A 13,166-nucleotide genomic window follows, 5' to 3' on the forward strand; every position below is an offset into this window, starting at 1 on the left:
GGGTGCGCGGTTGTTACTGACCATTATCGTTCTTGATATTCTGAACCTGGTTATGGTCCAGCCAATCATGAAACGTACGGATATCCTTGGGGGAGAAATGTACGATGTCCCCATTTGCCAGTAAAATGGTGAAAAAGTCGCTGGCAAAGATGAATTTCTTCAATTGCTCGGCAGGGTACTCGAAATCAGGGTAGTAGTTGGTTAACCTCATAGGTGGTATTTTTAAGTCGTGCACGCTGTGGGCGCAACCTGTGTCACTTACCGGATTGAAGTTTGAAGATAATCGGGCAAGGATCAGCTTACACACACAGGGTAACAGGAATGTTGATCATTAATGCTTATTGTCTTGAAATTGTCCTCAGCTTCGGTGCAACATCAAAAACAGTTCATTTCAGGATTGCGCAAATATAGGTTTTTGAAAAAAGTAAAACAATGAAGCATTAGGAAAATATATAACATTTAAAAAGTCCACCCTTTTTCTATTTTTATTGGATTTTTTCGATTTTGGTCCGGGATGGTGCGACAGCAATAACAGCATAAAATTAAAACCATTGATCATGAAAGACCGGCATCTGTTACTATTGGCTTTCTTTGCCGCAGGCCTGGCGGCCTGCGATAGCCCTGCAAAGAAACCCGCAAAACCGACAACAGAAATGGAGCAACATAAAAAGGGAACCTTTGGCTATGATCTTGATTTCCTGAAAGAGCGGGATAGCACCCTGGTGCTGCTGCACAGCCGCGACTCCACCGCTCAGCTCATTGTATCTCCCCGTTATCAGGCCAAGGTTTTTACCTCTACCTCCGATGGGCTTCAGGGCCGCAGCTTCGGCTGGGTAAACTATAAAGCCTTTGATGCCCCTCTGGATGCGCATATGAATGCTTTTGGCGGAGAAGACCGCCTTTGGTTGGGTCCCGAAGGAGGAAGGTTCTCGTTGTATTTCAAACCGGGTGCCGACATGAAGTTTGAAGAGTGGCATACACCCGCGGCCATCGATACAGAAAGCTGGAATAAAGAAAAGCAAACCACACAGCTGGTCCATATGACCAAAAGAACGTCCTTAACAAACTATGCAGGCACCACGCTCGATATGCGCCTGGAGCGGACGGTGGAGATGATTGATAATGTAGACAGCGTTTGGCAGATCACCCGGTCGTCCGGCGTACGCTGCGTTGGGTTTAAAACAACCAACACTATAGTGAATATTGGCTCTGCCGGGTGGAACGAAACAACAGGCGCTCCCTGTCTGTGGAGCCTCGACATGTTCAACCCGTCTGCGCAATCCATGATCGTAATACCTTACAAAAAAGCAGCGTCGGGCAAAGTCGCGACCACTGACTATTTTGGAGAGATTGCTTCAGACCGTTTAAAAATCAAAGACGGCGTTGTATATTTTAAGGCCGACGGTAAAAGCCGCGGAAAGCTGGGATTGCCGCCGGGCCGCGCAATGCCCGTTGCAGGTAGTTATGATCCGCAGGCTCGCGTGCTCACCATCGTTCAGTATGATATCATTCCGGAAGGTAAATACCTGAACCAGGAATGGAATACGAAACAGCCGCCATTCAGCGGGGATGCCATGAACGCTTACAACGATGGGCCCTTGGAAGATGGTTCGCAGATGGGACCTTTTTATGAATTAGAAAGTGTGTCACCCGCTGCTTTCCTCGAACCGGGGGAGCGGTTGACCCATCATCATAGTGTGTTCCATTTTGAGGGGGATCCGGCCGGTTTGGATCTTATTGCAGTAAAGATACTGGGTGTTTCACTGGAGCAAATCGAAAACGGGTTGGAGTAAGCGCATCAAAGCAGTATGAAAAGCCGGTCGGCCGATAACAACCTATCAGGTAATTTTTTTATGTGAATAGCTTATACTTTTTTATCTTTCCCGAATTAATTTAACGAATCTAACGATTACAGCATTCAATGGAAAATCAATCAATGGCCACGGGAAAGATAAAGGCCGCTGCCCGGAAATATGGCTTCGCTTTTGTGCTTATCACCTCGCTTTTCTTTTTTTGGGGGTTCATTCATAACCTCGATCCCATCCTGATACCGCATCTGCGCCGGGGCTTCAGGCTGAATAATTTTGAAGCTTTACTGGTCGACTCAGCCGTATATGTCGCCTACTTTGTCATGGCGATACCCGCCGGTATCTTCATGAAGAAATACGGTTATAAATCGGGCATTGTGCTGGGTCTTTTCTTATTTGCCCTGGGATGCTTTCTTTTCATTCCGGCCGCTGACACGATGAAATATGCGTTTTTTTTAGGTGCCTTATTCATTGTGGCATGCGGACTGGCAATACTGGAAACGGCAGCGAACCCTTATGCTACTGTCCTGGGCCCTCCCGAAACTGCCACACAACGATTGAACTTTGCCCAGTCTTTTAATGGCCTGGCGGCATTTTTAGCGCCTATTGTAGGCGGATATTTTATCTTATCCGAAAATCCGCTCAGCGATGCAGAAGTTGACGCGATGACCGAAGCCGCGCGCAACGCCTATCTCTTATCTGAGACCGCTACTGTTAAAATGCCTTACATGGTGTTGGGCCTGATCATCTTGATCGTTGCCATCATTTTTATATTTACCAAACTTCCCGATATCAAAGATGACGAGGAGGCCGGAAGCCGCGGTCTTTCGCACGCTTTCCGGCACAAACATTTAGTCTGGGCCGCCGTAGCACAATTCTTTTATGTGGCCGCGCAGGTGTGCATCCTCAGCTCTATTGTACTTTTTGCCGAGAAAGCGGTTGGCATCGAAAACGACAAGGCCAAATGGTACGCTGCAGCAGCAGGACTGGCCTTCATGGTCGGCAGGTTTGTAGGCACCTTCTTCATGCGCTTTATCAAGCCCCAGGTATTGTTAGGGGCTTATGCCCTTATCTGTGTGCTTTTATGTGCAGTAACGATATGGGGTTCAGGTATTGTTACCCTATATGCGATGGTAGGTATTGCCTTTTTTATGTCGATCATGTTTCCCACCATCTTCGCGCTGGGAATCGCGGGTATTGGTGCCGACACCAAATCCGGTTCCAGCCTGATCGTTATGTCTATCGTAGGCGGCGCTATCCTGCCGCCGGTGTTAGGATGGATTGGCGATACGACGCACAACTTGCAATATGGTTATGTGGTGCCATTGGTTTGTTTTGCCTTCATTGCCTGGTATGCCAAAGTCGGTGTGAAGAGCGATATGAAAACAGAAGAGTTGCAGTTAGGTGGCGGACATTAATACACAACGTTAGTCAAATGACAATCCCCGGGGCGCTGAGCTGCCGGGGATTTTTTATTATGATGTAGTGAAGCGTTGTCCTTTCTATGCCGGACATCCTTATCATGACATACGATGGTCATTTAACCGAATATATATCGCTGCAACAAAAACGTAGCGATACCCGCCGCAAAGCCCACCAGGGCGATCCAGGATATATTTTTCAGATACCATCCGAACCGGATACGCTCAATTCCCATCACGGCCACACCTGCCGCAGATCCGATTATAATGGCGCTACCACCGGTACCCGTGGTTAAGGCCAGGAACTGCCAGAACGAATGATCGGTGGGGTACACGGACATGTCATACATCCCCTGTGAAGCAGCCACCAAAGGAACGTTATCTACAATGGCCGACAGTACACCCAGAGTAGAGCCAATCAGATAATCGTCCTGGAGGGTTCCGGTTAAAAAAGTAGCTAACGTACGCAGCAGTCCCAGGCTTTGCAAGGCAGACACGGCCAGCAGGATCCCCAGGAAAAAAAGGATACTCGGGCTATCGATTCTTTCCAGGGCCTTCGCCAGATCGTAATCGTCTTTTTTTCGTTTATGAATCAATGTAGTGACAATCCACATAAAGCCTACCATCATCATCATCCCCATGAAGGGCGGCAAATGGGTGATGGTTTTAAACACCGGCACAAAGATCAGGCTGCTTACTCCCGCCGCTAACACCACCTTTCCGTGTCTTCTTTCTTTCTCCGTAGTGGTGGAGATCAGCGGCTTTTCCGTCTGTTCCTTTTTAAAACGATAGCCGATGATCAAAGCCGGCAACAGGCAGACAGCGATGCTGGGGACGATCAGTGTCTTCATAATCTGAACCGCCGTTATCTGTCCGCCAATCCAGAGCATCGTGGTAGTCACGTCTCCCAGAGGCGACCAGGCACCGCCCGCGTTGGCTGCAATCACTACCATGCTCGCAAACCAAAGCCGGTCCTCTTTATGCTGCAATAGTTTCGCGCACAATGATACCATCACAATAGATGTCGTAAGATTATCTAACAGTGCAGAAAGAAAAAAGGAGAGAAAGCTGATCACATACAGGAGCTTCTTTTTACTCCGCGTAGTAATCCGCTCTGTGATGATGTCAAAGCCATCGTGTGCATCAATGAGCTCCACGATCGTCATTGCGCCGAGCAGAAAAAAGAGGATGGACGATATTTCGCCCAGGTGGTGCAGCAGGCTTTCGACAGCGCCTTCATGGTCGCCGCTTTGAGCCAGGTAGATCGTCCAGCACAATACGCCGGCGATCAGGGCCGGAGCAGCCTTGTTCACCTTAGTCACATGCTCCAGCGCGATAGCCAGGTAGCCGACAACGAATACAATAATGATTAATGCAGTAGCCATGGTAATAACGGGTTAGTGGCAGGCACCAGGCCTGCGCAGTCAGATAATAGAAACGCGGGATGGAGACTGTTCTATTGCATCCTGTTCAATACAATCTGGGAGACTTCCAACCGCTTCTGAAGCCAGCTGAGGAGTTTCTCCTTTTCTTCCGGCGTAATGTCTTGTTCTGCCATATAAAGTGCTACCGGGATAGTCTCTGTCACGGAATCATTGACAATGAAATCATGGCTGCCGATCGAAATGGCCGATACCTCCGGAAAAAGGATCTTTGCTTCTGTTGTGATGGTCTTGTTGTCATACGTGTTTTTGTCCAGCTTATTCTGGAGTTGCGACAACAGGATATTCTTTTCTTTAAGTTCCTGCTCTGTTTTAGAAACGGCCACATTCCCCTGTTCATAAAGGTTGGCAAAGTCTACTGTGTCCTGCCGGATCAGCAATTGAGTTGAAGCCAGGCCATATTCCGGTAATTTACTGTTCAGTGAGTCCAGCTCTTTTTGCTTTAGCTGTTTGGTAAGAAACGCTACTTCAATCCTTTTGGGAGATGAGTAGTAATCATTTTTCCGGTATACGATCACATCGCCCTTAGACTCAAACTCCGCACGGATGAACTGTTTTACATTCTGGGAAAATTTTTGTTCTTTATACAGGTCGTAGGCAAAATAGGCGCTCGGTACCATAATCAGTGCGATGATACCGGTGATGACATATTTCACCCTTACTTCCTGCTTCTTATCCATCTGTTTGATAGCAGGGTATTTCAGGTATTTTACTATAATGTAAGTAGCGATACAAATAAACACGCAGTTGATCGTGTATAAAAACAATGCGCCCGCAAAATACTTATAATTCCCGGTGGCCAGGCCATAACCCGCCGTACACAATGGCGGCATCAACGCTGTGGCAATAGCGACGCCGGCCAGGGGCAATCCTTTTTCGACCCTTGTCATGGCGATGACGCCCGCAAGTCCGCCAAAAAACGCGATCATGACATCGAAAATATTAGGCGAAGTGCGCGCAAGCAGCTCTGACTGGGCTTCCTTGAAGGGGCTTAGATAAAAATAGATCGTGGAGACCATCAGGCTCACAATCGTGGCGATCCCAAGGTTGCGCAGCGATCTTTTACAAAGGATGAAGTCGAAGATTCCCAGCCCGAAGCCTGCACCAATGATCGGCCCCATCAAAGGAGAGATCAGCATCGCGCCAATGATCACTGCTGTAGAATTGACATTAAGTCCTACACTCGCGACAAAGATGGCACAGGCTAGTATCCAAATAGTCGCTCCCCTGAAATAGATGTTGCTCCTGACATTCTTAAGCACTTTTATCTTGTCCTCTTCTCCACTGTTAAGATTGAACAATCTCCCTAAGCTACTCATATTAGTTTTTTAAGGCAATAAAGATAATCATTGGATTTAAAAAAAATACAGCCGGCTACTTTTACCGGCTGTATTTCGAAAACTGGTTATAGTTACTTATACTTTGTACATGCGGTTAGCTGAATTGATATATTCCAGCGGATCGAAGGTCTTATCAAAAGATTCCTGCAATTCTTTCATCTTGATCTCAAGATCTTTGATACGCGCACCTAACTGGGGGTCCGCTTTATACTTGTCAAACAGCTCTTTGTATTTTAATAAATTCTGGCTGATCCGGAAAGTGACCTGACCAAAACGTTGTTTCAAAGACTGCACGTCATTCATCTGTATATAAGCTTTCTGGCGCCAGTCTTTGGGGTTCTTTTCTTTCTCTTCGCTCACAAATTTTGCCGCTTCGTCTCTCAGCTTCGTCAGATACTGATAACGCTTTTCCGCGTCGTTTTCTTTCGAGAAGTTGGCTTCAAAACTGGCAGGGGATGTCTTGATAATGCCGAGGTTTTCTTTCAGTGACCTGTCATACTTTTTCTGGAGATCCTGCAGTTCGGTCGTGATCGATTCCCATTCGTTCTCTATGCGGTCATTGTCATAATTGAACTGGCTGATCTTCATGGTCAGCGTCAGCATTTGTTCACTTTGTTCCTTCAATGCTTTTTCCTTCTTACCCAGGTTATCAATATAGCTGGTCATGCTGGAAAAAAGAGCGGAGGTGATCGGACCAGTTACTGGTGCGCCTTTCGTAAAGTTGCCGGCAAAGCTCAACAGGTTGCTGGTTACATTCAGAACCGGGCTTTCTGCTTTCTTATCTTTCACGTAAGCCGCATATTGATTGTACCATTTGGTATAACCGTCATAATTCATCGGGTTACCTGTTTCGCTCAAGGCATTAAAAAATGATTTGGTAGAATTGAAGAGCAGCAGGGGTTTGATCTCCCGGTCCATTGAAACGAGGTTCACCATCGCTGACTGGTAATTTGCCTGGAAAAGATTCAGTTCATTTTGCTCTATCGCCTTTTGTTTAGCCTCCACTGCCTGAACCCGCTGTTGCAATTTATCCGCCTTTTCATTGGCATCCTTTGACTGAGCAATTGATTTGTCCAGGCTGGACAGTCTTTGGTCCAATTTAGTTACAGTAGAATCGATCGACTGCGTACGGGTATTGAAAGTAGTTTGAATATCATTCAACACTTTATCACGCAAGGTCATTTCGTGCTTAATACTATCGATCTGTGCGAAACACACGACATTGAGCAGGCTGAAAAGCAATAAAAACAACGACTTCATATTGGTAAGTTTTATTTTAACACGCAATTATATACAAATAATTCGCCAGTTTTGTCAAAAGATTGATTTTGACTTCTTTAGTGTATAAGATGTTGATGGCCCTTTTTCCTCCGTTGTTAACAAATCTCAGTAGAGATTCGGCCGAGTCGTGCGCATCATTCATTGCGATAATGCCGATTACAAAAGCGAAACTTACATATAGCTAATTCTTTATTTTCCTCTATGCCAGTAAGTTAATGCCTCAGAGTCGCAAAAATCGTGTGGTGCATTAGAAAAAGTTTACAGCTACCTTTGCCTAAACAACATGCCATGGCCATTCACACGGATCTTTTTGAAAGTCCCGATTATTTCAGGGTTGATGAGCTGCTGACCGAGGAGCAGTTGATGATACGAGCGGCTACAAGATCCTATGTTAAGAAGGAAATCAGCGGGATCATTGAAGATTATGCGCAACGTGGTGCGTTTCCCGAACAGATTGTGCCGCAATTAGGTGCATTGGGGTATTTCGGACCCACTATCCCGGTGGAATACGGCGGTGGAGGGCTTGATTACATCAGCTATGGCCTGATGATGCAGGAGCTGGAAAGAGGCGACAGCGGCGTGCGCTCCACGGCTTCCGTGCAGGGTTCTCTCGTCATGTTCCCTATTTTCGCCTATGGCAGCGAAGAGCAGAAGAAAAAATATTTACCCAGGCTGGCAACGGGCGAATGGCTGGGTTGTTTTGGACTCACAGAGCCCGATCATGGCAGTGATCCGGCGGGAATGCTGACCCGTTTTACTGATGCCGGGGATCATGTTGTATTAAATGGCGCCAAGATGTGGATCAGTAACGCGCCTTATGCGCAAGTAGCCGTGGTGTGGGCGAAAGACGAAAACCAGGAGGTTCACGGGTTGATCGTGGAGCGCGGTATGGAAGGGTTTTCCACACCGACCACGCATCATAAATGGAGCCTGCGCGCATCGGCGACCGGCGAATTGGTTTTTGATAATGTAAAAGTGCCAAAAGAAAATATCCTGCCTGGCGTCAAAGGTTTAAAAGGGCCTTTGAGCTGCCTGACCAAGGCCCGGTATGGAATCGCATGGGGCGTGATCGGAGCGGCTATGGATTGTTACGACACCGCGCTGCGCTACGCGCGGGAACGCCATCAGTTTGGGAAGCCGATCGCTTCCTTTCAGCTTCAGCAAAAAAAACTGGCGGAAATGATCACAGAAATAACAAAGGCGCAATTACTCAACTGGCGTCTCGGCGTTTTAATGAACGAAGGCAAGGCCAGTCCCCAACAGGTAAGTATGGCCAAGCGAAATAGTTGTGAGATCGCTACGAATATCTGCCGGGAGGCCAGGCAAATATTAGGGGGTATGGGCATTACGGGCGAGTTTCCCGTCATGCGCCACATGATGAATCTGGAAAGTGTGATTACGTATGAAGGCACACATGATATACATTTGCTGATCACGGGGATGGACATTACCGGGATCAATGCGTTTAAATAGCGGATCAAACAGATAGACCCGCTACAGTGAAGAACGTGGCGATGCACCGCAGGGTAGATGGATGCGACGCATCGCCGGTAAAATAAAATTGGAGAAAGTAATGCGAATTTATTTGATAGGGTTCATGGGCGTTGGTAAAACGCACTGGGGCAAACAGCTGGGGAAAAAATTGGGCGTGCCTTTTTTTGACCTAGACGAATTGATCGAGCAGGATGAGAACAAATCGGTGTCGGAAATTTTTGACACGGAAGGAGAAGAATATTTCCGGATGAAAGAACGCGAAATATTACATCTCGTCAGTGAAAGCCACGAATCGATGGTACTTTCCTGCGGGGGCGGTGCGCCGTGTTTTTTTAATAATATCGATTACATGAACGGAAAAGGAGTGACGGTTTGGATCGACACTTCGTTCGAGATCTTGCTGGGACGACTAAGGCTTCATAAAGACAAGCGCCCGCTGTTAAAAAGTCTCGACGACGAGCAGTTAAAAGCCTACATTCTTAAGAAGAGCAGCGACCGCCGCATTTTTTATGAGCGCGCAAAGGTCAGGGTCGACGATCAGAAGATCAAGCTGCCGGAATTTGTACAACTCATATTCGGAGACATGCCCGCCAACGAGAACGGCGAGGCGTAGCAGATTTAAAACATACCAGACATGCATAAATTATACTTAACGATCGGCGGGGCTGTTGCCGGACTTGGTGTGATCCTGGGCGCATTTGGAGCGCATAAGCTGAAGGAGATAGCACCGGATTCTGTACCGACTTTTCAGACAGGCGTCCAATACCAGATGTATCATGCGTTTGCGCTGATGCTGGTGGGCATTTTATTTGAAAAGTTTCCTCTTAAAACTATGAACTGGGCCGGTATCTGTTTCTTCATAGGCATCTTACTATTTTCCGGCTCTTTGTATATCCTTTCGGCATTGAAAGCAACCGGCAAAGTGGGTCTTGGAGGTGTAGGTATTATTACACCCATCGGTGGCCTGTTCTTTATAGCGGGCTGGGTTTGTTTTGTATGGGCCTTATTGAGGAAATAGCCGATGATAGATCATGGTGTATAGACAATAGTCCATTGTCAATAGTCCATTGTCCATGGGCCTTCTAATAGTCAAACACCTTTTCGAGGTCCAAAACGAAGCCGGGTAACACGGGTGTAGTTATCCGGTCACCCATGGTTTGTAGTGCAGAGGGGACGTATTGGCCGTTCGGACCAAGTGTGTAAGCTAAGAAAGTCTTTTCTTCGGGGTGGATGATCCAGTATTCCTGCACGCCGTTTTCTTCATACACTTCATATTTGTTTTTCAGCTCTTTGGTATTGTTGCCGGGTGAAAGAATTTCAATAATGATATCGGGGGCTCCGACGCAGCCTAAATCGTCCAGTTTATCCGGATCGCATATCACACAGATGTCAGGCTGTACCACCGTTTTGATCAGTTCGTTTTGCACGTTCGTCTTAGTAAGGCGTACGTCAAACGGTGCTGCAAACACTTTACAATCTTTCCCTTCGAGAAAATTGTAGAGCTGGTTGCTTACATACATAGAAATAGCCTGATGCCGTACCCGTGGTGCAGGACTCATTTTAAAGATGCGGCCTTTTATGATTTCCAGGCGCTCCTGAAACTTCCATGTCAAATAGTCAGCATAAGAATAGCTTTTATTGAAGTCTAACTCTGAAATATTAGTCATATCAACGCTTTAAATTACGAATTTACATAAAATCTTACCCGCGACGAGCGCACCGCGATTCTCTCCCGGCATCGCTGGTTTCAGGTGTAAATCGCATTATCTTTGCCCCTATGGCGACTAAGAGTACATCGAAGAATAAAAAACCAACAGCTAAGGCAAAAGATTCAAGCGTTCCGTTTAAGCCCGAGAAAGCCGAGAAGATCCAATTGAAACAATTGGCCAGGGATGAGCGCACCTGGAAAATTACCGGCCTGACCTTCCTGCTCATATCTATTTTCCTGGTCATCGCCTTTGTATCTTATTTCTTTACGTGGCGCCAGGATTTTGTGCAGGTGTCCCGCGGTGCAGAAATATTAACTGACTTTGACACTACAGCAGACAACCTGCTCGGGAAGACCGGAGCCCTGGTGGCCCATCTTTTCATGTATAAACTTTTTGGCGTCGCGTCGCTGCTCGTATGTACGTTCTTTTTTGTAGTAGGAGTTAACCTGATGTGGCGCCGGCGGGTATTTTCTATTTGGCGCAACCTGAAGTATGTCACGCTCGGTATGCTGGCGGTATCTACCATTCTTGCTTTTATCCTGAGAAAGGAAGAATTTAGTTGGGGAGGAGGCGTAGGAAATGTGATCAGCGATTGGCTGATGGCCTCGCTCGGTTTTATTGGTACGTCCGCCATCCTGCTGCTGATTGTAATCGCCTATCTCATCTGGCAGTTCAATCCCGCGTTCAGCTTTCCCAAAAAATTATCCCGTCCTGCAGCAGCCCCGGTACCTGTAGCCGAGGCTGAAGAAAAGGCCCACATGCCATTGCCACAACATGATTTTGTAAAAGAAGAAGCGCCACAGGAAAAAATAGCTCCGCTCGATGGTGCGAAGCTCGTGATTGATGAAGAAGTGGCTCAGCCTAAACACCAACTCGGTATTATTGAAAAAGAGGCAGGCGTGCATTCCAAAGAGGAAGAAAAAGGGTTTGACCGGATCACAGTGTTGAAGCCCGAAGCCCGGATCGATTTTGAAGATCCCGAGCCACCTAAAAAGGAGACAAAGCAACCAGCCAAAACAAACGACGACGGTCTGAAACTCGAGATCAACGACGCTCCGTTACCCAAACCGGAGGAAGAACAAAGAACAACTGCAGGCAGTGATAAAAGTAAGGCTTATGAGCCTACATTAGATCTGCGCGATTATCAATACCCCACGCCTGACCTCCTGGCTTCCTACGGGTCGGAAAAGGTAGAACACGATCCGGTAGAACTGGAGAATAACAAAAACCAGATCATGAAAACGTTACGCAATTATGATATCGAGATCCAGCGGATCAGTGCTACCATCGGTCCCACTGTAACCTTGTACGAGATTGTGCCGGCCGCGGGCGTGCGCATCTCCAAGATCAAAAATCTCGAAGATGATATTGCCTTGAGCCTGTCCGCCTTAGGTATCAGGATCATTGCGCCTATTCCCGGTCGCGGTACGATTGGTATTGAAGTGCCCAATGCGAAGAAGAGCATCGTGAGCATGAAGACCTTGCTCACTTCAGATAAATATCAAAATAGTTCCCACTCATTGCCGATTGCCCTGGGTAAAAAGATCGACAATGAATTGTTTATCGTAGACCTTGCTACTATGCCGCATTTGCTGATGGCGGGCGCTACCGGACAGGGTAAGTCCGTTGGTATTAATGCGATCCTGGTATCCCTGCTGTATAAAAAACATCCTTCCCAACTCAAATTTGTACTGGTCGATCCTAAAAAAGTAGAGCTAAGCATCTACAGTCATATCGAAAGTCATTTCCTTGCGAAATTGCCCAATGAAGAGGAGGCAATCATTACGGACACTAAGAAAGTGATCAATACGCTGAATGCATTGTGTATCGAAATGGACAACCGCTATGACTTATTAAAAGAAGCAGGTTGCCGGAATATCAAGGAGTACAACGCCAAGTTCACTGCCCGGAAACTTAACCCCGAGAAAGGGCATCAGTTCCTTCCCTTTATCGTGTTGGTAGTGGATGAGTTTGCCGATCTGATCATGACGGCGGGTAAAGAGGTTGAGATGCCGATCGCCCGGCTGGCTCAGCTGGCGCGGGCTGTGGGCATTCACTTGATCATTGCTACACAAAGACCTTCTGTAAATATTATCACGGGAACGATCAAAGCCAACTTCCCGGCGCGGGTTGCATTTAAGGTAAGTAGTAAGATCGACAGTCGTACTATTCTGGATGCCGGTGGTGCGGAACAGCTGATCGGAAAGGGAGACATGCTGATCAGTTTGAATGGCGAGATCGCGCGCTTGCAATGTGCTTTTGTGGATACACCGGAAGTAGACAAGGTGGTTGAGTTTATTGGATACCAGGATGGATATCCGCAACCATTCCTGTTACCGGAGTATGTAGACGAAAAAGAATTAGAAAGCGGGGATTTCGACCTGGGCGACCGCGACTCTTTATTCGAAGAAGCTGCTAAATTAATTGTCGCCAACCAGATCGGCTCTACTTCCTTACTTCAAAGGCGCATGAAACTCGGGTACAACCGGGCAGGCCGGTTGATGGACCAGTTAGAAAGCGCGGGCATTGTAGGCCCCAATCAGGGTAGTAAGGCACGCGAAGTGTTGATCAAAACAGACGCCGATTTGCAGCAACACCTCGAAGCTTTGGGATAATTTATTCGGCTGTGCATCGCATTATAATTGAATTCTCCGATATATGTTAATAAATG

11 protein-coding genes are annotated in these 13,166 nt (G+C 47.1%); 6 read left to right on the plus strand and 5 right to left on the minus strand.

The window, feature by feature from the left end; all coding sequences use genetic code 11:
• Positions 1-13 precede the first annotated feature (13 nt).
• Positions 14-211: a hypothetical protein gene (locus tag ACU37H_RS16180; protein ID WP_472705166.1), complete on the minus strand. Its 198-nt coding sequence runs from the start codon at positions 209-211 to the stop codon at positions 14-16.
• Positions 212-557: 346 nt separating this feature from the next.
• Here ACU37H_RS16180 and ACU37H_RS16185 point away from each other — a divergent pair, with 346 nt between their 5' ends.
• Together ACU37H_RS16185 and fucP are read left to right on the plus strand one after the other, a co-directional pair.
• Positions 558-1,793, plus strand: a complete 1,236-nt coding sequence (locus ACU37H_RS16185) for a DUF6786 family protein (protein WP_472705164.1) — start codon at positions 558-560, stop codon at positions 1,791-1,793.
• A gap of 128 nt (positions 1,794-1,921) precedes the next feature.
• Positions 1,922-3,226, plus strand: a complete 1,305-nt coding sequence (gene fucP / locus ACU37H_RS16190; protein ID WP_472705162.1) for an L-fucose:H+ symporter permease — start codon at positions 1,922-1,924, stop codon at positions 3,224-3,226.
• Between the two features lie 122 nt (positions 3,227-3,348).
• On the opposite strand, the gene nhaD is transcribed toward fucP, so the two are convergent.
• The 3 genes from nhaD to ACU37H_RS16205 all read right to left on the minus strand — a co-directional run bounded on the left by nhaD (position 3,349) and on the right by ACU37H_RS16205 (position 7,271).
• The gene (nhaD, locus tag ACU37H_RS16195) at positions 3,349-4,614 is read right to left on the minus strand and encodes a sodium:proton antiporter NhaD (protein ID WP_472705160.1); all 1,266 of its coding nucleotides are present in this window, start codon (positions 4,612-4,614) and stop codon (positions 3,349-3,351) included.
• A 71-nt stretch (positions 4,615-4,685) separates the two neighbouring features.
• Entirely contained in the window at positions 4,686-5,990 is a 1,305-nt protein-coding gene (locus ACU37H_RS16200) for a DUF389 domain-containing protein (protein WP_472705158.1), read from the minus strand.
• Between the two features lie 96 nt (positions 5,991-6,086).
• Complete coding sequence (locus tag ACU37H_RS16205; RefSeq protein WP_472705157.1) at positions 6,087-7,271, minus strand: hypothetical protein; 1,185 nt, start codon at positions 7,269-7,271, stop codon at positions 6,087-6,089.
• Positions 7,272-7,580: 309 nt separating this feature from the next.
• Between ACU37H_RS16205 and ACU37H_RS16210 the strand changes: the two genes are divergently transcribed.
• The 3 genes from ACU37H_RS16210 to ACU37H_RS16220 all read left to right on the plus strand — a co-directional run bounded on the left by ACU37H_RS16210 (position 7,581) and on the right by ACU37H_RS16220 (position 9,804).
• Positions 7,581-8,765 (plus strand): acyl-CoA dehydrogenase family protein, encoded by a 1,185-nt coding sequence (locus ACU37H_RS16210; RefSeq protein WP_472705155.1) that lies wholly within the window; start codon positions 7,581-7,583, stop codon positions 8,763-8,765.
• A gap of 100 nt (positions 8,766-8,865) precedes the next feature.
• Positions 8,866-9,399 carry a shikimate kinase gene (locus ACU37H_RS16215; protein WP_472705153.1) on the plus strand — a complete coding sequence of 178 codons (534 nt, stop codon included), beginning with the start codon at positions 8,866-8,868 and terminating at the stop codon, positions 9,397-9,399.
• 21 nt (positions 9,400-9,420) lie between these two features.
• On the plus strand, positions 9,421-9,804 hold the full coding sequence (locus tag ACU37H_RS16220) for a DUF423 domain-containing protein (RefSeq protein WP_472705151.1): 384 nt from the start codon (positions 9,421-9,423) through the stop codon (positions 9,802-9,804).
• A gap of 64 nt (positions 9,805-9,868) precedes the next feature.
• Here the strand turns inward: ACU37H_RS16220 and ACU37H_RS16225 are convergent, their stop codons facing one another.
• Positions 9,869-10,453 carry a Uma2 family endonuclease gene (locus ACU37H_RS16225; protein ID WP_472705149.1) on the minus strand — a complete coding sequence of 195 codons (585 nt, stop codon included), beginning with the start codon at positions 10,451-10,453 and terminating at the stop codon, positions 9,869-9,871.
• A 110-nt stretch (positions 10,454-10,563) separates the two neighbouring features.
• Here ACU37H_RS16225 and ACU37H_RS16230 point away from each other — a divergent pair, with 110 nt between their 5' ends.
• Positions 10,564-13,110 (plus strand): FtsK/SpoIIIE family DNA translocase, encoded by a 2,547-nt coding sequence (locus ACU37H_RS16230; RefSeq protein WP_472705147.1) that lies wholly within the window; start codon positions 10,564-10,566, stop codon positions 13,108-13,110.
• Positions 13,111-13,166 lie beyond the last annotated feature (56 nt).

It is taken from the genome of Niabella sp. ZPM-14 (assembly GCF_055693045.2).